At 40.4% G+C, this 21796-nt stretch carries 20 protein-coding genes; 19 read left to right on the top strand and 1 reads right to left on the bottom strand.

The genetic code is table 11. The annotated features are described in order from the left end of the window. Positions 1-2: 2 nt before the first annotated feature. From QNH43_RS17430 to fni, 14 genes are all read left to right on the top strand, one after another. Positions 3-896, top strand: coding sequence for a MerR family transcriptional regulator (locus QNH43_RS17430; RefSeq protein ID WP_283915084.1), 894 nt, complete (start codon positions 3-5; stop codon positions 894-896). 91 nt (positions 897-987) lie between these two features. Then, positions 988-1563, top strand: coding sequence for a genetic competence negative regulator (locus QNH43_RS17425; RefSeq protein WP_098370799.1), 576 nt, complete (start codon positions 988-990; stop codon positions 1561-1563). 268 nt (positions 1564-1831) lie between these two features. Beyond that, positions 1832-3109, top strand: a complete 1278-nt coding sequence (locus tag QNH43_RS17420) for a Glu/Leu/Phe/Val family dehydrogenase (protein WP_048681753.1) — start codon at positions 1832-1834, stop codon at positions 3107-3109. A 151-nt stretch (positions 3110-3260) separates the two neighbouring features. Further along, entirely contained in the window at positions 3261-4229 is a 969-nt protein-coding gene (locus tag QNH43_RS17415; protein WP_283915083.1) for a YpdA family putative bacillithiol disulfide reductase, read from the top strand. A 26-nt stretch (positions 4230-4255) separates the two neighbouring features. Further along, positions 4256-5221 (top strand): asparaginase, encoded by a 966-nt coding sequence (locus QNH43_RS17410; protein WP_283915082.1) that lies wholly within the window; start codon positions 4256-4258, stop codon positions 5219-5221. Between the two features lie 97 nt (positions 5222-5318). Beyond that, on the top strand, positions 5319-6005 hold the full coding sequence (prsW, locus tag QNH43_RS17405) for a glutamic-type intramembrane protease PrsW (protein ID WP_283915081.1): 687 nt from the start codon (positions 5319-5321) through the stop codon (positions 6003-6005). 134 nt (positions 6006-6139) lie between these two features. Then, positions 6140-6970: a spore cortex-lytic enzyme gene (gene sleB, locus QNH43_RS17400; protein ID WP_434060206.1), complete on the top strand. Its 831-nt coding sequence runs from the start codon at positions 6140-6142 to the stop codon at positions 6968-6970. A 14-nt stretch (positions 6971-6984) separates the two neighbouring features. Continuing rightward, positions 6985-8340, top strand: coding sequence for a germination protein YpeB (gene ypeB, locus QNH43_RS17395; protein ID WP_283915079.1), 1356 nt, complete (start codon positions 6985-6987; stop codon positions 8338-8340). Between the two features lie 258 nt (positions 8341-8598). Further along, entirely contained in the window at positions 8599-8922 is a 324-nt protein-coding gene (locus QNH43_RS17390; RefSeq protein WP_283915078.1) for a PilZ domain-containing protein, read from the top strand. A gap of 303 nt (positions 8923-9225) precedes the next feature. After that, entirely contained in the window at positions 9226-9411 is a 186-nt protein-coding gene (locus tag QNH43_RS17385) for a YpfB family protein (protein WP_048681726.1), read from the top strand. A 193-nt stretch (positions 9412-9604) separates the two neighbouring features. After that, a complete protein-coding gene (cmk, locus tag QNH43_RS17380) occupies positions 9605-10279 on the top strand; it encodes a (d)CMP kinase (RefSeq protein ID WP_283915077.1) in 675 nt (224 codons plus the stop codon). A 2-nt stretch (positions 10280-10281) separates the two neighbouring features. Next, positions 10282-10863: a lysophospholipid acyltransferase family protein gene (locus tag QNH43_RS17375; protein ID WP_076366317.1), complete on the top strand. Its 582-nt coding sequence runs from the start codon at positions 10282-10284 to the stop codon at positions 10861-10863. Between the two features lie 214 nt (positions 10864-11077). After that, positions 11078-12217 carry a 30S ribosomal protein S1 gene (rpsA, locus tag QNH43_RS17370; RefSeq protein ID WP_076365621.1) on the top strand — a complete coding sequence of 380 codons (1140 nt, stop codon included), beginning with the start codon at positions 11078-11080 and terminating at the stop codon, positions 12215-12217. Between the two features lie 19 nt (positions 12218-12236). Further along, on the top strand, positions 12237-13322 hold the full coding sequence (fni, locus tag QNH43_RS17365; RefSeq protein WP_283915076.1) for a type 2 isopentenyl-diphosphate Delta-isomerase: 1086 nt from the start codon (positions 12237-12239) through the stop codon (positions 13320-13322). A gap of 27 nt (positions 13323-13349) precedes the next feature. Here fni and QNH43_RS17360 read toward each other — a convergent pair whose 3' ends face one another. Next, entirely contained in the window at positions 13350-13481 is a 132-nt protein-coding gene (locus tag QNH43_RS17360; protein WP_076365623.1) for a YpzI family protein, read from the bottom strand. 111 nt (positions 13482-13592) lie between these two features. Here QNH43_RS17360 and QNH43_RS17355 point away from each other — a divergent pair, with 111 nt between their 5' ends. The 5 genes from QNH43_RS17355 (at position 13593) to QNH43_RS17335 (ending at position 21632) form a co-directional block, all read left to right on the top strand. Then, the gene (locus tag QNH43_RS17355; RefSeq protein WP_283915075.1) at positions 13593-14213 is read left to right on the top strand and encodes a YphA family membrane protein; all 621 of its coding nucleotides are present in this window, start codon (positions 13593-13595) and stop codon (positions 14211-14213) included. Between the two features lie 481 nt (positions 14214-14694). Then, positions 14695-16005 (top strand): ribosome biogenesis GTPase Der, encoded by a 1311-nt coding sequence (gene der / locus QNH43_RS17350; RefSeq protein ID WP_063233202.1) that lies wholly within the window; start codon positions 14695-14697, stop codon positions 16003-16005. A 16-nt stretch (positions 16006-16021) separates the two neighbouring features. Beyond that, positions 16022-17074: an NAD(P)H-dependent glycerol-3-phosphate dehydrogenase gene (locus tag QNH43_RS17345; RefSeq protein ID WP_283915074.1), complete on the top strand. Its 1053-nt coding sequence runs from the start codon at positions 16022-16024 to the stop codon at positions 17072-17074. A 385-nt stretch (positions 17075-17459) separates the two neighbouring features. Next, positions 17460-18797 (top strand): APC family permease, encoded by a 1338-nt coding sequence (locus QNH43_RS17340; protein WP_283915073.1) that lies wholly within the window; start codon positions 17460-17462, stop codon positions 18795-18797. A 729-nt stretch (positions 18798-19526) separates the two neighbouring features. Beyond that, positions 19527-21632: a sigma 54-interacting transcriptional regulator gene (locus QNH43_RS17335; RefSeq protein ID WP_283915072.1), complete on the top strand. Its 2106-nt coding sequence runs from the start codon at positions 19527-19529 to the stop codon at positions 21630-21632. Positions 21633-21796 lie beyond the last annotated feature (164 nt).

Below are 21796 nucleotides of genomic sequence, written 5' to 3'. Positions count from 1 at the left end.
CCATGCAAGAAGGTAAATATAATATAAAGGCAGTTTCAAAACTGCTGGACATTCAGTCGGGAACCCTTAGGGCATGGGAAAGGCGCTATAAATTTATCGAGCCTGTCAGGAATGAATCGGGTCACCGGCTGTATACTGAAAAACATCTGCAAATCCTTAAGTGGCTAATCAATAAAACAAAGCAAGGTTTTACAATAAGCCAAGCCGTTTCACTCCTCGAAAGTACTGGCACTCTAGTTCCTGGAGTTCCTGAAACGAACCGTAAGGATGAACAAGCGATTAAGTTAGCGGATGAATTAATCGATGCTCTATTGAATTTCAATGAAAATAAAGCTCATATGCTGATAAGCCAAGCATTCAGTATGTATACGATCGAACAAACCATAGTTGATGTACTTGGCTCCATATTGGTTCAGATTGGGGATAAGTGGGAAAGTGGAGAAATTACTTCCGCTCATGAACACTTTGCGTCGAACATCCTGAAATCCAGGATCAGTTCAGTTATGCATACCATTCCGACTAATGGTTTTCTTCCGAAAGCCCTTACCGTTTGTGCTCCCGGTGAAAAACATGAATTTGGACTTTTGGTCTTTACCGTTTTTTTAAAGAGGAAAGGGTATGAAACCATTTATTTAGGTGAATCCATTGCTGATAATGACCTTTACACCGTCTTAAACATCATAAAGCCCTCGTACCTATTCATGTCATGTTCACTGAAAGAGAATCTTGATGGAACATTTAGGCTGGTTGAAGCATTAATAAAGGATTTCCCGGATTTGAAGGTGGGTCTTGGCGGTGCGGCGCTAAGCCTTATTTCCGAGGAAAACCGTACGGCCTTCAGCGGAGTTTTAATGGGGGACACGCAATCGAAATGGGAGGAATGGCTGAAAGGTTAGCGGCGGCCGGCTTAAGAGAAATAATGGATATGCACCCTGCGACCAAGGCTTCATATGATGTATGAAGATGGTAACCAGGGGGCATTTTTTTATGAAGCTGGAGCGATTAACTAATAATAAAATCAAGATTTTTTTGACCCTTGATGATTTAATTGATAGAGGCATAACAAAAGAAGATATTTTAGGGAATTCCTTAAAGGTCCACAAGCTATTTCAGGATATGGTCGAAGAAGCGTGCGAAGAACTCAGCTTTAAAATGAGTGGTTCCATTGCAATTGAAATTTTCTCTTTGCCTGCACAAGGATTGATAATCATTGTGACAAAGGACGAAGAGGAATTATTGACTGACGAAGAGGAATTCTTGGATTTACAAGTGAAAATAGATGATTTCCCCCATATTCTGTATGTTTTCAATGACTTTGAAGATATCGTCCAATTATGTCGTAGATTATCTTTTCAAGGTTTGCTTAATAGTACTCTTTATCATTTTGAGGGAAGATACTATTTACTTATCGAAAATGTTAAAGACACGACCTATGACACGGTCATATCTTTAGCGGCTGAGTATGGCCATGCATCTACATTGACACTCAGCCGCATCAATGAATATGGAACATGTATAATCGAAAATGAAGCGATACATGTTTTGCTCACACATTTTAGCTGATGTAAAACAAATGAGACAAGGCAGCCACATTATGGTAAAAACAATGCGGTTTGCCTTTTTTGTCTCAACTTTCTGCCGAAGTGGATATACGTTAATAGAGTAAGAAAACAGTTGATATGATAACGTTTTCATTTTTAGAATATTTCCAACTTTTAAATTCCCATTTTTACTCTTGCATTAATGTAACGAAGGTGTATACTAGCACATGAAGAGGACTATTTTGTACATTATAATTTTATATATGGAGATTTTCTAGGAGGTACTTTCAATGGAATCGGCAAAAGGCAATAGCCATGTAAATGAAGAAGAAAAACACGACGTACTGAGGTCTACCCAAACTGTAATACATAAAGCTTTGGATAAGCTGGGTTACCCGGAAGAAGTTTTTGAGCTGTTAAAGGAACCATTGCGTTTATTAACGGTGAAGATACCGGTCCGCATGGATGATGGCTCGGTTAAAATTTTCACTGGTTACCGTGCACAGCATAACGATGCTGTTGGGCCTACAAAAGGTGGTATCCGTTTTCACCCTAATGTAACGGAACGTGAAGTGAAGGCATTATCCATTTGGATGAGCTTGAAATGCGGTATCGTTGATTTGCCATACGGCGGCGGTAAAGGCGGTATCGTTTGTGATCCTCGTAATATGTCTTTCCGTGAACTTGAAAGGCTGAGCCGGGGCTATGTTCGCGCAATTAGCCAAATCGTGGGGCCGACTAAAGATATCCCGGCACCTGATGTATTTACAAACTCCCAAATCATGGCTTGGATGATGGATGAATACAGCCGTATGGATGAATTCAACTCGCCAGGATTCATTACGGGTAAACCGCTAGTGCTTGGCGGTTCTCATGGCCGTGAATCAGCCACTGCCAAGGGTGTGACAATCTGTATCAATGAAGCTGCCAAGAAACGCGGCATTGATATTAAAGGTGCACGGGTAGTCATTCAAGGTTTTGGTAACGCAGGTAGTTTCTTGGCTAAATTCATGCATGACGCAGGTGCCAAAGTTATTGGGATTTCGGATGCATATGGTGCTCTTCATGATCCTGAAGGATTGGATATCGATTATCTTCTCGATCGGAGAGATAGTTTCGGAACCGTAACGAAATTGTTTAAAAGCACAATTTCAAATAAAGAACTGCTTGAATTGGAATGTGATATTTTAGTTCCGGCTGCAATTGAAAACCAAATCACTGAAGAAAATGCTGCTGATATCAAAGCATCGATCGTTGTCGAGGCAGCTAACGGACCTACAACGATTGAAGCGACACAAATCCTTACGGATCGCGGAATCCTTCTTGTTCCTGATGTCCTTGCTTCTGCTGGCGGTGTAACGGTTTCTTACTTCGAATGGGTACAAAATAATCAAGGGTATTACTGGTCTGAAGAAGAAGTTGACGAAAAGCTGGAAAAAATCCTTGTGAAATCCTTTAATAACATTTATGAACTTGCACAATCAAGACGTGTTGATATGCGCCTAGCGGCTTATATGATTGGCGTAAGAAAAATGGCTGAAGCTTCTCGCTTCCGTGGTTGGATCTAAAAGATTCAAATCCTGTATTGATTTATAGTTAAAATCATGTTCATTGCATTATCATTGAAATGATTTGTAAAAACTCCTATCATGTATTGATAGGAGTTTTTATTTTTAGACGAACGTATTACATAGTGCATGGAAAGGCAGTGGAATAAAGATGAATGTTGAAGAAGTCATTATCATAGGTGGGGGCCCTTGTGGATTGGCTGCTGCAATCGCTCTTAAAGAAGTGGGCATACAGTCCTTGATCATTGAAAAAGGCAATGTGGTTGATTCCATTTACCGTTATCCGACACATCAAACGTTTTTCAGTTCGAGTGAAAAACTCGAGATTGGTGATATCGCTTTTATAATCGAAAACCGTAAACCGGTCCGCAATCAGGCGCTAGCCTATTATAGGGAGGTAGCCAGAAGGAAAGAATTGCGGGTCAATAAATTCGAAAAAGTGGAAAAGGTGGAAAAACGAGAAGATGGGAAGTTTTTAGTCAAGACATCGAAAGGTGAGTATACAGCTTTGCATGTGATCATATCGACCGGTTACTATGATCATCCTAACTATATGTGCATACCGGGTGAACAACTCCCTAAAGTGTTTCATTACTTCAAGGAGGGACATCCCTACTTCAATTGTGATGTTGCAGTCATCGGTGGCAAAAACTCAAGTGTGGATGCCGCTCTGGAATTGGTCAAATCAGGAGCAAGGGTTTCAGTACTTTATAGAGGATCGGATTACTCCCCAAGTATCAAACCTTGGATTCTTCCTGAATTTGAATCATTAGTCCGCAATGGAACCATTAAGATGGAATTTAATGCAAATGTTGACAGGATAACGGAAGACAGCGTCATCTATCATGTGGGTACTGAGGAAAAAGTCATTAAAAATGATTTTGTATTTGCAATGACTGGTTACCATCCTGACCATTCCTTTTTAGCTTCAATGGGCATTACTATTGATAAGGAGACTGGTAGGCCCGCATATAACGAGGAAACGATGGAGACGAACGTTAAAGGTCTTTATATTGCAGGAGTTCTGGCAGCCGGAAATAATGCGAACGAAATCTTCATCGAGAACGGCAGGTTTCATGGGGGATTGATTGCCTATCATTTGGCTGTTAAAGAAAAGTGATTATTTAAATGAGGAGCAGTGACTGTATGGAAAAAATATCATTAATAACGACTGGTGGGACTATTGCCAGTAAAGAAACTGTGAATGGTATGTTGGCCTCTGGTGCATTGACTGGCCATGAGTTGGCATCACTTTGCGAATTGCCCAACGATATCGAGGTTAAAGTGATTGATCTTTTCCGGATTTCAAGCATGTCCATGTCCTTTGAGAAAATGCAACAGCTTAAGTCAGCCGTTCAAAAGGAATTGGAGGATCCCGAAGTTACGGGAATCGTCGTGACCCACGGTACGGATACACTTGAGGAAACGGCTTATTTCCTTGATGTCACGAGTAAGGATCAACGTCCTATCGTATTAACCGGCTCCCAACGTTCTCCTCAAGAGGTGGGCACCGATGTATATTCCAATCTAAGGAATTCGATATTATGCGCCGCGAGTGATCTTATTAGGGATGTTGGGGTAGTGGTCGTTTTTAATGAGCGGATCTATTCTGCAAAGTATGTCAAAAAAGTTCATGCTTCCAATTTGCAGGGGTTCGAATCATTTGGCTATGGATATTTGGGGATAATTGATAATGATGTAGTCAGCATCTATCAAAAACCTATACATAGGGAGTGTTATGATATTGAGAATCGCATCCCCAGGGTGGATATCATCAAATGCCATACAGGCGCTGATGGCCTCTTTATTGATGCTGCGGTTGCAGACGGTGCGAAAGGAATTGTGCTTGAGGGTGTAGGACGGGGACAAGTTACCCCTTTAATGGTAACTTCCATACAAGCTGCAATCGATAAAGGGATTACGATCATCATGACTACAAGTGCAGAAGAAGGAAAAGTTTACCCCGCTTATGATTATGAAGGCAGCGCATTTGATTTAAAACAACGAGGTGTGATATTAGGCGCTGATTATGATAGCAAGAAGGCTCGAATTAAGTTAGCTGTCATGCTGGCAAGCGGAAACCAGATAGATGAGAGCTTCTTTAAGTACTGAGGGATAAAATAAAATTTGGAAGTCTTGATTCTTGGATTCAGTTTTTCTTCATTCCATGGTACGATTAAGGAAAAGAAGATGAAAAGAGGGTCAGCTAATGCTGGTCATGTTGTCAGCGGCTATTGCGCCAGGGTTGGCGCTACTGAGCTATTTCTATTTGAAAGATCAATATGAAACCGAACCGATATCGGTTGTGGTCAAAACATTTTTATTCGGTGTATTTCTTGTATTGCCGATTATGTTCATACAGTATGTGCTCGAAACCGAACATATCCTGAATACTGATTTAGCAAATGCTTTTTTATGGGCTGCATTGCTTGAGGAATTCTTCAAGTGGTTCATACTCATTTATGTTATTTATCAGCATGTGGCATTCGATGAACCATATGATGGAATTGTTTACGGAGCGGCAGTCTCCCTTGGGTTTGCCACGATGGAGAATATTTTGTACCTGCTGGCCAACGGGGTGGAACACGCTTTTCTCAGGGCGGTTCTCCCTGTATCCAGTCATGCTTTGTTCGGTGTGATCATGGGATATTATTTGGGCAAGGCTAAATTTTCGGCTTCGAATAATAGGGTCTACTTATTATTGGCATTGATCATACCGATTTCGTTACATGGGGTTTACGATTATATTTTAGTCTCCCAAAAATTTTGGGTGTACTTTATTATGCCATTCATGATTTATCTATGGTGGTTAGGTATGAAAAAAGTAAAGAAAGCACGTTTGTTGTCTGACTTTCACGCAAAAAAACTTTCACAAAATCATTTCCTTAGCAAATGACGAATACTATCAAAACGGAGTGCTGGCATATTTTGCCCGCTCCGTTTTTTTTATGTTTGGAATAAAAAAACCCGTAAAGAAGAAAATAGAATTACATTAATTCAAGAAAAAGAGGAGTGTTTTTGATGAAAGGAATTTCGTCAAAATGGAAATGGCTTTTGCTGTTTTCGTGTATAGCTATTTGTTTCGTAATTTACCCGGAAACAAGAACAAATGCCTTTTCGGGCCAAGTCATTCAAAAAGGTGCGGTTGGAGATGATGTAATTGAACTGCAGGCACGTCTGCAAAACATCGGTTACTATAAAGGAAAGATTGATGGAGCCTATGGATGGGGCACTTATTGGGCACTTCGAAACTTTCAACAAGATTTCGGGCTTCCAATCGATGGTTTGGCAGGGACAACAACAAAACAGAAGTTGACCAATGCGTCTAATTTCAATAAACAATTTGTTCACGAACAGATCAATAAAGGGAACGAGTTCACCTATTATGGGGGAGTCCCCATTGAAAAACAGGTAAAAGCGAAAGGAAATGGATCTACTTCCGGAGGGGCCGCTTCCGGAAATGCCCCTTCCAAAACAACGACATCAGCCAATCTTCCAGGAGGATATTCTCAAAACGATATTCAGCTGATGGCCAATGCCGTTTATGGAGAGGCCCGAGGGGAGCCATATACTGGTCAGGTTGCAGTTGCAGCAGTAATTCTGAATAGGGTGGAAAGTGCTGCCTTTCCTAATACCATTTCTGGAGTGATATTTGAACCTGGGGCCTTTACGGCTGTTGCGGATGGACAGATTTGGCTGACACCGAACGAAAGGGCGAAAGAAGCCGTGGTGGATGCTATCAATGGGTGGGATCCAAGCGGTAACGCGGAATATTACTTTAATCCTGCTACAGCAACAAGCAAATGGATCTGGTCAAGGGAACAAATTAAAAGAATCGGAAAACATATCTTTTGTAAGTAAAGAGGTGAAGGAAAATGATCAGGAATATAGTGATTGCCCTGCTAGTTGTAGTTGTTGCGGGAACTGCATTCTGGGGCTATCAAGAACATAAGGAAAAGAATGCTGTATTGATCAACGCGGAAAATACGTATCAGCGAGCCTTTCATGATTTAAGCTATCAAGTGGATATATTGCACGATAAGGTCGGCAGTACTTTGGCAATGAATTCACGTTATTCATTAAGTCCGGCTTTAACAGATGTTTGGCGTATTACTTCCGAAGCCCAAAGTGATGTCGGGCAGTTGCCATTGACCTTGCTTCCTTTTAACAAGACAGAGGAATTCTTATCTAAAATTGCGGATTTCAGTTATAAAACAGCGGTACGTGACCTTGAAAAAGAACCATTGAATGATAAGGAATATGCGACTCTCCAATCCTTGTACACACAGGCAGGGGACATCCAGGGCGAGTTAAGAAAAGTGCAGTATCTAGTCCTTAAAAACAATTTAAGATGGATGGATGTCGAAATGGCTCTTGCATCAGGGAAAGAAAATTCGGATAACACGATCATCGACGGATTAAAGACTGTAGAGAAAAAAGTATCTGGTTACGGCGAAACGAATGAGATGAATCCGACTTTTACTTCTGCACAACAGAGGGATGAAAATTTCAAAAATTTGCAGGGTGAAACCATTACAAAAGAAGAAGCAATTGCGACGGCAAAAAAATATGCACATTCAAAAAGCAAGAATTTAAAGGTGAATGTGGAGGAAAACGGAAAAGGTTCCGATTTTGGATTTTATAGTGTGAGCATCCTCGACAAAGATTCCGATACCGAATTGAATATGGATTTGACAAAAAAAGGCGGTTACCCTATTTGGTATATCAATAATAGGGACGTGAACAAAACGAATATTGATTTGAATCAAGCCTATACAAAAGCCGAAGATTTTTTAAAGGAACATAATTTCAGTTCACTTGAATTATTTGAAAGTGCTCAATACGATAATATCGCATTATTGAATTTCGTAACATCAGAAAATGGCGTCAAGATTTATCCAGATTCAGTCAAGGTCAAAATCGCATTGGATGATGGTTCCGTTATAGGGTTTTCAGCCGACGAGTATTTAAAATCACATAAAACCAGGGAAATAGGGAATCCGAATATTTCCGAGAAAGAAGCTAAGGATAAAATTAACACTAATGTAAAAATAATGGAAGAAGGAAAGGCGTTAATCATCAATGATATCGGTGAAGAAGTTCTTTGTTATGAATTTCTCGGTACGATTAAAGATGATACCTACCGTATTTTCATTAATGCAGATTCCGGTCAAGAAGAAAAGGTGGAAAAATTAAAGAATTCCGAACCGGTATACGAAAATATAATTTAATTAAAACTATAATCATGATCCACTAGTTGTAGGGAAATGTGCTTAGTCACTTTCCCTTTTTCTTATTTCATGACATAATAACTTAAATGATTATTGGATTATATGGGAAATTTGTAGGTAATATTGCGCAGTTTCCTTTCGGTTAAAAAGGACGTGGACGACGATGATTAAAATTGGTGATATATTAATGCTCGAACCGAAATACCCGCAACAGAAGGAGAAGTTCAACTGTATGGTTGTCGAAAATGGGAACGGGTTGTGTCTATACCGACTTACCCATCAATTTGGGACTGGAAAAATTGCATTTCTCATGGATGGACACAGTTCAACGTCACATTTTCCAATGATGAGCAGGCTGTTTATGTATTCGATGCAGAAGTGCTTGGAAAAGTGAAGGGTAGAATACCCATGATGCAACTATTGCTGCCCGAAGCAGAAACGTTTGTGAAAATCCAACGGAGGCAATACGTGCGCCAGGATATAACCTTGGATACAGCCATTCATCCAGAACATTCCGAGTTTATCCCTTTTCGCGCATTAACGGAGGATATCAGTGCAGGCGGAGCTTCGATAAGGCTTTAAAAGGCACTAACATTCAATCGGCTTCGCAAGTATACCTGTGGCTGGCGCTTACGTTAAAATCAGGTGAGATTCATTATTTAAGGTTAAAAAGCAAAGTCATTCGCGTAACGGAGAAAAAGCATGGAAATATGCTGCTGCACGTCCAATTTCTTGATCCTGCAAAAATGATGTACAGACATTAATGAGATTTATATTTGAAAAGCAGGTGGATTTAAAGAAAAAAGCTTGTATGTTTAACGTGATTGAATGAAAAACGGCGATTCCATCCATACTGCTAATATAAACGGATGGAGGGTGCGGCTTATGAAAACATTCGAAAGACTATTAATTAAAGTGATCATCATCCAATTGGCCTGCTTATTTTTTTTCCAGTTCCTTTTGAGCAGGGAGGATCAAATCTTTGATTTGACCAAGCTCTCGAGGTATGAAGGTGTCACCAGCAATAATTATACGAAAATCATTGAAACATTCAATGGGACCCATAAGTAAAAGCGGTGATCCGCTTTTTTTTGTATGAAGGTTTTCAGGTGAAGGATTACTTTTGCTGGCTGTAGCGATCAAAAAAAGAACAAAGGTAATTTTGAAAGTACACATCCCTTTTATTAATGATTTTCCCGCTAGTTGTGATAAAATGAAAGGGTATTAAATAATCAGCATGATTGTAGGATTCTTGGGAGGATTTATGGAAAAAAAATTATCAGTCGCAATCGATGGACCAGCTGCTGCTGGAAAAAGCACGGTTGCTAAAATTGTTGCAGAAAAGTTCAATTACATATATGTGGATACAGGTGCAATGTACAGGGCCCTTACCTATAAGGCCCTTAATCAAAAGATTCTTCTTGATGATGAACAAGCATTATCAAAAGTTCTCATCAATACGGAAATCGAATTAAGACCAAGTGAAAACGGTCAGTTGGTGTTCTTGGATAATGAGGACGTGACAGCCCAAATCAGGAACAATGAAGTGACTGGTTCCGTTTCGGAAGTGGCAAAGCACCGGAGCATCCGGGAAGAATTGGTTCGCAGGCAGCAAATCTTTGGTGAAAATGGCGGTGTCGTCATGGATGGCAGGGACATCGGTACGCATGTATTGCCAAACGCCGAAGTAAAGGTATTTCTAATCGCCTCTGTGGATGAAAGGGCACAGCGGAGGCATCAGGAAAACATATTGAAAGGTTTTCCATCAGATATCGAAAAATTAAGGGAAGAAATCGCAACAAGGGACAAGCTGGACTCCGAACGCGAGGTATCGCCACTGAAAAAGGCTGCTGATGCTATCGAAATCGATACGACTTCATTATCGATTCAGGAAGTTGCAGAAAGTATCATGTCTTTAATAGAAGAGAGGAAAAGATGACATTGGACTTTTACACATTTGCCAAAAACGTCGTAAAAGGCATTTTAACGCCTTCATTTAGGGTTAAAGCGATTGGAAGAGAACATTTCCCTAAAGAAGGCGGAGTATTGATCTGTGCCAATCACATCGATAATTTGGATCCGCCCATAGTTGGCATGACATCTCCAAGAGATATTCATTTCATGGCGAAAGAAGAGTTGTTTCAAGCACCTGTTTTAAAGGGTATATTACCCAGAGTAAATGCATTTCCCGTGAAGCGGGGCAATAGCGATCGGGAATCCCTTAGAAAAGGTTTAAAGCTTTTGAAGGAGGGCAAGGCGATTGGTCTGTTTCCCGAGGGAACCAGAAGCAAAACTGGTGAATTGGGGGAAGGTTTGGCGGGGGCAGGATTTTTCGCATTGCGGTCTGATGCTGTTATCATACCGTGTGCAATCATCGGCCCGTATAAATTTTTGCGTCCGTTGAAGGTCGTTTACGGTCCTCCAATAAATTTTACCGAATATCGCGAACAGAAAATATCAGCCGATGAAGCTACAAAAATCATCATGGACCATATTCGGAAATTGATTTCCGAGCATAAATAGTCCTTCATACTTGACAATTTTCTGATTTTGTTAGAATTTATAAAATAAGGGTATCGTTCCTTATTGCAGATAAAAAGGAATATAACTTTCTTACTCTAAAAAAACTGTTTTTATCTTTATTAGGAAAGTGTTTTTATTGAACCACTTTAAATAAAATATGTGGCCGATGAAGAGGAAATTTGCTGATCAGTCATGGGTTAAGGAGGAGTTAGTAATGACAGAAGATATGAACCAGGTAGAAGTGAACAATTACAAAGTTGGGGATCAAGTTAAAGCAACCGTTTCAAAGGTAGAAGAAAAACAGGTTATTGTCGATGTGGAAAACAGCAAGACTGATGGTATCATACCCATCAGTGAGCTTTCAAGCCTGCATGTCGAAAAGGCGTCAGATGCCGTTTCGGAAGGTGATGCATTGGAGCTGGAAGTCATTAAAGTCGAAGAAGAAGCTCTCATTCTATCAAAACGAAAGATTGACGCTCTTAAAGCATGGGATGACCTGGAATTGAAATTTGAAAATGGAGACGTATTTGAGGCAGAAGTTAAAGATGTCGTCAAAGGCGGGCTTGTTGTAGATCTAGGCGTACGTGGTTTTGTTCCAGCTTCTCTAGTAGAAGACTATTTCGTTGAAGACTTTTCTGATTACAAAAACAAAACCTTAACATTCAAGATCGTTGAGCTTGAGAAAGACAAGAATCGATTAATCCTCTCACATCGGGCAGTGGTCCAAGACCAAAAGGAAAAGCAAAAAGCAAACGTTTTGGATAAGATTGAAGGCGGGCAAGTGCTTGAGGGCGTGGTCCAAAGGATTACCGATTTTGGTGCATTCGTGGATATTGGAGGCGTAGACGGCCTTGTCCACATTTCCCAGCTTTCCCATCAGCATGTCGACAAGGCATCCGATGTCGTTTCCGAAGGGGATAAGGTGCAGGTGAAAGTACTATCCATCGATCGTGATAATGAAAGGATTTCACTTTCCATTAAGGATACCCTTCCGGGACCTTGGGCAGGCATTGCAGAAAAAGCGGCCAAAGGCTCTACATTGGAAGGTATCGTCAAACGACTTGTTTCTTTCGGTGCATTCGTGGAGATTTTTCCAGGGGTAGAAGGACTTGTCCATATTTCACAGATTTCGCACAAGCATATTGCCACACCGCAAGAAGTACTTAAAGAAGGGCAGTCTGTCAAAGTGAAAGTTCTGGAAGTCAATGAAACGGATCAACGTCTATCATTGAGCATTAAGGAACTTGAAGAACCTCAATCCAATTACAACACATCGGATTATGAGCTCCCAGAAGAATCGAAGGGGTTTCAGCTAGGTGAAATGATCGGTGATCAATTGAAAAAACTAAAATAAGATAATAATGGTGATGGCCTTGGAGAGAAAACAACGAAAATTAGATCATATAGAATTTGCGCTAAAGACAGGTCAGCAGCATAAAACCGGGCTAGAAGATATTTCGTTTATTCACCAAAGCTTACCAGGTATTTCCTTGAATAATGTGAACCTCACAGCAGAAGTTGGCGAACTTGAATTAAGTTCGCCAATTTTTATAAATGCCATGACCGGAGGCGGAGGCCCTGAAACCGAAAAATTGAATGGTGACCTAGCCATTGCTGCACGGGAAACAGGAATCGCCATGGCGGTAGGATCGCAAATGGCAGCCATCAAGGATTCTAGCCAGCAAGCTTCTTTTAAAGTTGTAAGGAAGGAAAATCCTGATGGTGTGCTGATTGGTAATCTCGGTGGTGAAGCAACAGTCGAACAGGCTAAGCGGGCAAGCGAAATGATCGGGGCCAATGCCCTTCAGATTCATATTAACGTCATCCAGGAATTGACGATGCCTGAAGGGGACAGGGATTTTGCGGGTACCCTTTCGAGAATAGAAAAAATCAACAGTACGATCGGAATTCCTGTCATCGTAAAAGAGGTTGGATTTGGGATGAGTATGGAAACGGTGCAGCAATTACATTCCGTGGGTGTTTCGATCATTGATGTAGGTGGGTTTGGCGGAACGAATTTTGCTAAAATCGAGAATGAAAGACGAGCAAAGATACTCGGATATTTTAATGAATGGGGCATACCGACAGCCGCTTCGATTGTCGAAGCTGTTAATGTTTCACCACAACTTTCAGTCATTGGGTCGGGTGGCATTCAAAGCCCTTTGGAAATTACAAAAAGCCTGGCATTAGGAGCTAAAGGAGTCGGATTGGCCGGACATTTCCTCAAAATCTATAAAGAGTTGGGCTTGAAACAGTTAATTAAAGAAATACATTACATACATGAAGATTTGAAGGTCATCATGACTGCACTCGGGTGTGGTAATATCTCAGAGCTGAGGAAATCGAAATTAGTCATCAATGGAAATACCTATCATTGGTTATCTCAAAGAGGCATTGATTGTTCGGTGTACGCTAAAAGAATGACCACAAAAGGAAGCATCTCAATTGAAACGAATTGAGATGCTTCTTTTTGTTAAGGGATAGACTTAACTATTCCTTTTTCGTGCCTCTTCAGGACCTTCCATTCTTGTTGCCCCTTTATGATCCAGTGATTGGTCCCTGTCGGACTCCACCCGTTTACTTTCTTTCAATTTTTTTTCTTGCCGATCTTTTCCCATGTTCACACCTCCTTTTAATTGATAGGGGGAAGGTTTTCCTCATTAAATGCCGTGCTCTATGTTTATACTTTGAATAAACAAGCCATAATGTTCCTAAAAGGGGGACGCTGCATGGATGGAATTATATTTTATTGGATTTCATGGATAGTTTGGGTCATTGTCATGTTTTTTATTCCGAAAACGGTTCCCTTTCGTTTTGATTTTCTTTTTCATCTATTAGCCGTTATGGTATTGGCGGGCTATAAACTGGAAGCCCCATTGGTTTCCGTTCATTTGAGCGGTCCGTATCTTTTCTTTATACTGTGTGTATATTTTAGGAAGAAAACAATCATCAAGATGATGGAACTGATCAGCGGAAGTCTTATTATCACTCTCGCTTATGCGAGTTTTCAACTTTTTTCTTTGCTTGATCCGATATGGCTCATCATGAAGCCCGCTTATCTTTTGTGTATTTTCCTGAATTATCTTATCCTATTACTTTTTAAAAACTGGAAACATCGATTGTTCGTCCTTTTAATTGGGATGATGATGGGAGATATCATATATTCCGGATTACTTGCTTACCACACTTTACCTTATGTGGCCCTTGCTTACGCATGGCATGATAATGCAGTTCTGGTATTGGGCGCAAACATACTGTGGAGAATGTTGGAAATGGTTGGCCATTCTATTTATTTAATATCCCAATCGAAATTTTTATCAAAACAAGGAAAAGAGAATTTTAATCAATGAAGAGTATGGGGCATTAGCCGCTTTATCAAAAGGCAGATTATATAAATGGAACCAAATGGAATTGGAAGGCTTTTATTCATACAATCATTGTTGATTGGCGAGAAATTTGTTACTATAGGATAGTTAGAGGTCTGTAGATAAATCGTAAAATGCTCTAAATAATTAAAAAGGAAGCCGTATGTCGAAGCTTTCTTCATTTTTTTGGGCTGTTTATAATTAAGTTTGAGCATGCAGGGGGTTCGGCTTCACGTTACTTTAGGAACTGGGGCGGAAAGTGGACAAACTGACCGTGAATACTTGATGAGTTTAACTGAACATCAGTTGTTTCTTACTGATGAAAGATTCCTTTAAATGATGATGGATACAGCCTTTTCCTTTAAAAGGAAATGATGAAAATCAATAATGCAAAGCAACCGCAATAAATGCATTCATGAATTTCGTGACTTTGACAGAGATATAGTAGCAGAAAGGGTGAATAGCAATGCCAAAACCGGTAATTGCGATAGTCGGTCGTCCGAACGTGGGAAAATCGACAATCTTTAATAGAATAGTTGGAGAACGGGTTTCGATTGTCGAAGACGTTCCTGGAGTAACTCGGGACAGGATTTATAGTTCTGGTGAATGGTTGACACATGATTTCAACATAATTGATACAGGTGGAATTGATATCGGTGACGAGCCGTTCCTGGAACAAATTCGCCAGCAGGCTGAAATTGCCATCGACGAAGCTGATGTGATAATTTTTATGACAAATGGTCGTGAAGGGGTAACGGCTGCTGATGAAGAAGTAGCCAAGATACTCTATAAATCGAGAAAGCCAGTTGTCCTTGCAGTAAATAAAGTCGATAACCCAGAAATGAAAGATCAAATTTATGATTTCTATGCGTTAGGTTTTGGGGATCCATTCCCGATTTCCGGGTCTCATGGACTTGGACTTGGTGACCTTCTGGATGAAGCGGCCAAACATTTCCCTAAATTCAGCGGCCAGGATTATGCTGATGATGTCATTAAATTCAGTTTGATTGGAAGACCGAATGTAGGTAAATCATCTCTGGTCAATGCATTATTAGGTGAAGAACGTGTCATTGTAAGTGACATTGAAGGTACGACTCGCGACGCGATTGACTCTCCTTATAAATATAATGGCAAAGAATATGTCATTATTGATACAGCAGGGATGCGGAAAAAAGGTAAAGTGTATGAAAGCACGGAAAAATATAGCGTACTTCGTGCATTAAGGGCAATTGAGCGTTCCGACGTTGTTCTTGTCGTCCTGAACGCTGAAGAAGGTATTCGTGAGCAGGATAAAAAAATTGCCGGATATGCCCATGAAGCGGGTAGGGCGGTCATTATCGTCGTCAATAAGTGGGATGCCATCGAGAAAGATGAAAAAACGATGAAGGATTTTGAAGAAAAGATCCGTGCCCATTTCCTATTCTTGGATTATGCGCCAATCATTTATCTATCAGCCTTAACGAAAAAACGGACACATACCTTAATACCGGTCATTGATCAGGCTAGTGAGAATCATGCTATCCGGGTTCAGACAAATGTCTTGAATGAAGTGGTCATGGATGCCGTTGCAATGAATCCGACACCGACTCATAATGGTAACCGTTTGAAAATTTATTATACGACTCAGGTAGCGATCAAGCCGCCAACTTTCGTTGTATTCGTTAACGATCCGGAGTTATTGCATTTCTCATATGAGAGATTTTTAGAAAATCGAATTAGGGATGCCTTTGGTTTTGAAGGAACACCAATACGAATTTTTGGACGCCAGAGAAAATAGTAAAGGTGGTTATATCATGGTGAAAGATAAAGAAAGTATCGCAGTGATTGGAGCTGGGAGCTGGGGAACTGCTTTAGCGCTCGTAATCGCCGATAACCAGCATGAAGTGAGATTATGGGGACATAATCAGAAACAAATCAATGAAATAAATCAAAATCATACGAATGAAAAATACTTGCCTGGGATTGAATTGCCTTTGGGGATTAAAGGTTATTCTTCCCTTAATGAAGCGTTGGCCGGGATTGAAGTAATCATTTTGGCTGTGCCTACCAAAGCCTACAGGGAAGTGCTTGGTCAGATTGAAGAGGCTCATGATAAACCTTTGACGATCGTTCATGTGAGTAAGGGAATTGAACCTGATTCACTGCTTCGTATATCGGAAATGATTGAAGAAGTCTCATCGGCTGATTGGCTTAAAGATATAGTTGTTCTTTCAGGACCGAGCCATGCAGAAGAAGTAAGTCTGCGTCACCCGACAACAGTTGCCGTTTCTTCAAAGAATATGAAGGCTGCCGAAAGGGTTCAGGACATCTTTATCAATAATAATTTCCGTGTATATACAAATCCGGACATGGTTGGTGTTGAAATCGGAGGGGCATTGAAGAACATCATTGCTTTGGCTGCCGGCATAACGGATGGTTTAGGCTATGGGGATAATGCCAAGGCTGCATTAATGACACGAGGATTGGCTGAAATATCCCGTCTAGGGGTGGCCATGGGGGCAAACCCACTAACGTTTTCAGGTTTAGCTGGGATTGGCGACTTGATCGTCACTTGTACAAGCGTTCATTCCCGTAATTGGAGAGCTGGGAATATGCTTGGTAAAGGGCAAAAGCTTGAAGAAGTGTTGGAAAACATGGGTATGGTCGTTGAAGGTGTCAGAACCACTAAAGCTGCCTATCAACTAGCCCAAAAGTACGAAGTGAATATGCCGATCACAGAGGCCTTGTACGATGTTTTATTCAATGGGGAAGAAGTGAAAAAGGCTGTTGACCTTTTGATGAATCGTTCTAAAACGAATGAGATGGAAGAACTTTATAACATATTGGATAGCAGGCAGCAGGATTAACCTTCAATTTGTTGATTTTCATAAAAGAATTTCATTAAATTAGGCATTTGATGATGCGCCTTGCCGTGTATCAGCATACAATGCAACGAAAGTAAACTAGTAATTTGACCTCGGCACGGGGGATTTAGTCAAATGAGCAGAAGATATTTAAATATCTTCTGCTTTTTTTATGGTCAAAAAATCATCTGTTTTCTTTTGATTTATGAATAACTGAATAGTTTATTCAATATTGCATAAAGCATTCTACATATTTCCTTGTTTTTTGTTAAAAATCGACTATTTTTTTTGGTATGAAAATTGCGTAGTGTAATATGACCAAAAAATTATAAGGGAGGCCAGAAAGGTTGGTTAACTTTTCTCGCTAAAAAAGGAAGGGGAATGATACATGCAAACAGGTAAACTGAAAAGGTCCTTAAACTTATGGCATATCGTATTGCTTGGTGTTGGATATATGACGCCGATGGTTGTATTTGATACATTCGGGATAGTTTCCGAAAAAACAGGGGGGCATGTGCCAACGGCATATGTCATTGCTCTTTCAGCGATGTTGTTTACTGCAGCCAGTTATGGAAAAATGGTGAAAATCTATCCACAGGCAGGTTCATCCTATACTTACACACAAAAAACGATTAATCCACATTTAGGCTTCCTTGTCGGGTGGTCTTCGTTACTTGATTATTTATTTTTACCGATGGTGAACGGCATTTTAACAAAAATATACTTAACTGCTCTTTTTCCGGAAGTATACCCGTGGATATGGGTGGTGGCATTTGTCCTTTTAATGACAGTCATTAACTTATTCAATGTTAATTTTGCAGCCAACTTTAATAGCTTCCTTGTTTTTTTTCAAATGTTGGTCATCATTATTTTTGTGGCACTTGTGGTTAAAGGAGTCATGGATGGAGAAGGTACTGGAGAGGTCTTGTCGGTTCAGCCATTCATCGGGCCACATTTGGAAATGTCGACGCTCATATCTGGTGCTACAATCCTTTGTTTTTCATTCTTGGGGTTTGACGCAGTCACTACTTTATCGGAAGAAACATCGAATCCATCCATAACGGTTCCCCGGGCCATCTTTTTGACTGCCCTTATCGGAGGGGGGTTATTTGTGACGGCATCATTCTTTACACAGTTATTTTTCCCGGATGTTTCCCGTTTTAGCGACCCTGAAGGAGCTTCACCGGAAATTGCCCTTTTCGTTGGCGGGAAGTTATTTCAGGCTTTCTTTCTTGCAGGAACCTTATGCGGTACCCTTGCCTCCGGTCTTGCATCCCATGCTAGTGTTTCTAGGCTGTTATATGTCATGGGGCGTGACCAAATGATCCCGAAAAAACTATTTGGGTTTATCCACCCCAAATACAACACGCCATTTTTTAATGTCATATTTGTCGGGTCCATATCATTGGTTGCCTTATTCCTTGATTTGGTTACGGCCGCTTCCCTCATAAACTTTGGGGCTTTAATCGCTTTTACCTTCGTGAATATTTGCGTAATCGTCCACGCAATAAGAAACAAAAGCTTCAGAACGATTAAAGGATTTCTTTCAACTATTCTTTCCCCGGTTTTAGGCGCGGCATCTGTCTTCATCCTTTGGCTTAATCTCGAGATGAGTTCATTGATTTTAGGAGTTGTCTGGGCTGTAATTGGGATTGGCTATCTACTGTATCGGACAAAATGGTTTACGGAATCCCCTCCGCTATTCCGTTTTGAAAAAGCACAGTGAATCTATTGTATTCATGAAACAAGGGAGGTTGTTAAAAGGCTGATGAGAAAATGAAGAGGACGTTCATGCCCATGCCTGTTGTTCTATTTTCGTTCATGGAGTCAGCGACTTGTGTTCGGCATTTATGAGCAAAAATATGTCACTGGTATGGTTCCGGAGCCTGATGGACCGCTTTTACAGCATTACTTCTGTATCGGCTTATGCACGGGTTAAATTTACTGATTATTGTGACGTTTACCGATGTCATGTGGATGAATATGGCTACGAAAGCAATTGCTATACTAACGTTAGTCGCCTTCCTTTTCATGGTCATATTCAGCGTTTAATCCATCTGTGATATTACCTAAGGGGAATGAACAAGGAAGAGTGACGGTGGCAGACGCTTTGAAAGCAAATACCATTGAGCTCTTTTAGTGTTTTTAAAACTTTGCAAACAGGTACGGAACCGTAATGACGGTATTGTCTTTATAAAAAGCCTAAGGCGAGGATGGCCATCCTCGAATCATAACAAACAGGGGTATGCAAAAGGCAAAGGTGAGCGGTCCTTTATACAATAAGTCTAAGGTGCATACCAGGTTTTTAGGTCAAAAGGGTCCGTTGAAGGACCCTTTTGTTGTGGAACGAATAAAGGTAAATGATGGATATTGAGTAATGGTGCATCTTATTTTTTATCTTGCAATTCGGAATTGTGATAAAATATAGGTTAGGTTACAAAAGGAGAGTGAAAATGTGTTATCTATTCCGGATGATAAAATTAGACCATTCATAACTATAACAGTTGATCAGCCTACATTTTCAGACCAAAAAATTCATGAGATACAGGAACCTTTCTTCTTTCTTATGAAGGAAAATCAAGTGTTTGCGTATATCCGCATGGATGACCTCCCGTTAAATGAAAAAATAACGACAGTCGATCAGCTTTTACAATATGCTTTTTCGATTGATAATGTCTGTAAATTGCACCCTAACATTTCCTTGCCGCTTCTGTTTCAAATTATAGGTGAGCCTATCGTACTGATAAAAACGGATGATGGCCGGCTAACCGGTTATGTAAAAAGGGAAGACGTATTAGCTGAATTATTCAAGCAGGACAGCAAACAAAATTTAGACCTGCTAAATGTGATTTTAACCTCCATTCCTATGGGGATTTTTGTGGCTGATAAAGAAAAAAATATCGTGAACTTTAATGAATCAGGCTTGAAGATGATAAAAAAGCCTTCTGAACAAGTCCTTAATGAACCTGCTGCGAATATCTTCAATAAGCAACATATACATAGCGTGTTTACCAGCGGGAGCAGTATTCTGAATCAGCTGGAGATTACTGATGTCATGAGTGTGCTTGTCGACTATAGCCCGATTCTGAACCACGAAAAAGAAGTCGAAGGCCTGATCATCATCGTTCAGGATTTACCGATGGTTGAGGAAATGGCCATGGAAATAGAATTGATAAAAAGCTCGAATAAAGACTTGAATGCCATTTTGGCGAATATCTATGATGAAATACTTGTTGTCAATCAAAAAGGAGAGCTGCTGCGCTATAGTGACAGCATCATCTCAGGATTCTGGGGGAAGGACCTAAAAGATTATATAGGGAAGAATCTCTTGCAATTAGAAGATGAAGGGATTTTTAATCCTTCGGTCACCCGGTTAGTCCTTGAACAAAAAAAGAAAGTATCGATTGTCCAGGATACGAGAATGAATAAGAAAGTCCTATCCGTGGGCACCCCTGTGTTCAATGAAAAAGGGGATATAGATCGAATAGTCATTGCATCAAGGGATATAACGGAAACGACACAATTGAAATCGGAATTAAATGAAATGAGGAAAGAACTGGACTCTTTCAAAAAACAAGATCAATTTTATAAAGAGTTGGTTTTTGCAAGTCCTAAAATGGAGCAGATAATCAGCCAAGTCAAGAAAATCGCTCATTTTTCATCTACTGTATTAATCAATGGGGAGTCGGGAGTAGGTAAAGAAGTGATAGCCGAAGCCATTCATAAAATGGGCAGGCGATCTAAACAACCTTTCCTGAAGATAAATTGCGGGGCGATTCCGGAAAACCTCCTCGAAAGTGAATTGTTTGGTTATACGAAGGGTTCCTTTACAGGAGCGGATAAAAATGGGAAGGTAGGATACTTTCAACAGGCCAATAAAGGTGTTTTATTCCTTGATGAAGTGGGTGACATGCCAATACATCTGCAAGTCAAACTGCTGCGGGTCCTCCAGGAACAGGAAGTGATTCCGATTGGCAGCACTACGCCCATTTCCATTGATGTTCAAATTGTTGCAGCCACGAATAAGAGTCTGGAAAAAATGGTCGAGATGGGCACATTCAGAGAAGATTTATTTTATCGATTGAATGTCATACCCATACATGTGCCCCCTTTAAGGGAAAGGCCGGAGGATATACCACCGCTAGCCTTTCATTTCCTGCAAAAACTGAATGAAAGGTATCAGCGGAATTACCACTTTTCCCCCGATGCATTAAATATTCTGGAAGTCTATACCTGGCCGGGGAACATTCGTGAGTTGCAGAACATGATTGAAAGGTTGGTTGTTTCGGCAGATGAAGAGATGATCGATGCTGACTTCATTCAAAGGTTCATACCTGTGGGCAGTGACTTTAAACAAACGAAACCCATCATTACGAGAATTCTTCCACTTCAGGAAGCACAGGATCATGTCGAAGAACAATTGATCATGCTTGCCATGAAACAGTATAAAACCACGACCAAAGCGGCTAAAGCGCTCGGGATAAGTCAATCGTCAGTGAGCAGGAAATATCAAAAAGTGTTAGCTGAACAGAGTAAGAAGATCGAAAACAATGCATTTTGAATAAAAGCCGTTGCCGAGTGATGAAATTCACTTGTCAGCGGCTTTTATTTATTATCGGCATTAGGGAAGCTTTTAATGATTTTCCGAGATGATTATGCAAAGAGAAATAACAATATGCATATTTGCATAGTATCGGCGTGATTTATCAAAAAAAAAAGCGATTT

It is taken from the genome of Peribacillus simplex (genome assembly GCF_030123325.1).
Classification (GTDB): domain Bacteria; phylum Bacillota; class Bacilli; order Bacillales; family DSM-1321; genus Peribacillus; species Peribacillus simplex_D.
Note: the sequence above shows the minus strand (reverse complement) of the source record. Positions and strands in the feature narration are given on the sequence as shown.

Excerpts from the sequence above, each read along its gene's own strand:
- QNH43_RS17420 (WP_048681753.1), top strand. The coding sequence starts at position 1,832 with ATGGAATCGGCAAAAGGCAATAGCCATGTAAATGAAGAAGAAAAACAC.
- der (WP_063233202.1), top strand. The coding sequence starts at position 14,695 with ATGCCAAAACCGGTAATTGCGATAGTCGGTCGTCCGAACGTGGGAAAA.
- rpsA (WP_076365621.1), top strand. The coding sequence starts at position 11,078 with ATGACAGAAGATATGAACCAGGTAGAAGTGAACAATTACAAAGTTGGG.
- QNH43_RS17345 (WP_283915074.1), top strand. The coding sequence starts at position 16,022 with ATGGTGAAAGATAAAGAAAGTATCGCAGTGATTGGAGCTGGGAGCTGG.
- QNH43_RS17355 (WP_283915075.1), top strand. The coding sequence starts at position 13,593 with ATGGATGGAATTATATTTTATTGGATTTCATGGATAGTTTGGGTCATT.
- QNH43_RS17360 (WP_076365623.1), bottom strand. The coding sequence starts at position 13,481 with ATGGGAAAAGATCGGCAAGAAAAAAAATTGAAAGAAAGTAAACGGGTG.
- QNH43_RS17385 (WP_048681726.1), top strand. The coding sequence starts at position 9,226 with ATGAAAACATTCGAAAGACTATTAATTAAAGTGATCATCATCCAATTG.
- QNH43_RS17425 (WP_098370799.1), top strand. The coding sequence starts at position 988 with ATGAAGCTGGAGCGATTAACTAATAATAAAATCAAGATTTTTTTGACC.
- QNH43_RS17340 (WP_283915073.1), top strand. The coding sequence starts at position 17,460 with ATGCAAACAGGTAAACTGAAAAGGTCCTTAAACTTATGGCATATCGTA.
- cmk (WP_283915077.1), top strand. The coding sequence starts at position 9,605 with ATGGAAAAAAAATTATCAGTCGCAATCGATGGACCAGCTGCTGCTGGA.
- ypeB (WP_283915079.1), top strand. The coding sequence starts at position 6,985 with ATGATCAGGAATATAGTGATTGCCCTGCTAGTTGTAGTTGTTGCGGGA.
- prsW (WP_283915081.1), top strand. The coding sequence starts at position 5,319 with ATGCTGGTCATGTTGTCAGCGGCTATTGCGCCAGGGTTGGCGCTACTG.
- QNH43_RS17410 (WP_283915082.1), top strand. The coding sequence starts at position 4,256 with ATGGAAAAAATATCATTAATAACGACTGGTGGGACTATTGCCAGTAAA.
- QNH43_RS17430 (WP_283915084.1), top strand. The coding sequence starts at position 3 with ATGCAAGAAGGTAAATATAATATAAAGGCAGTTTCAAAACTGCTGGAC.
- QNH43_RS17415 (WP_283915083.1), top strand. The coding sequence starts at position 3,261 with ATGAATGTTGAAGAAGTCATTATCATAGGTGGGGGCCCTTGTGGATTG.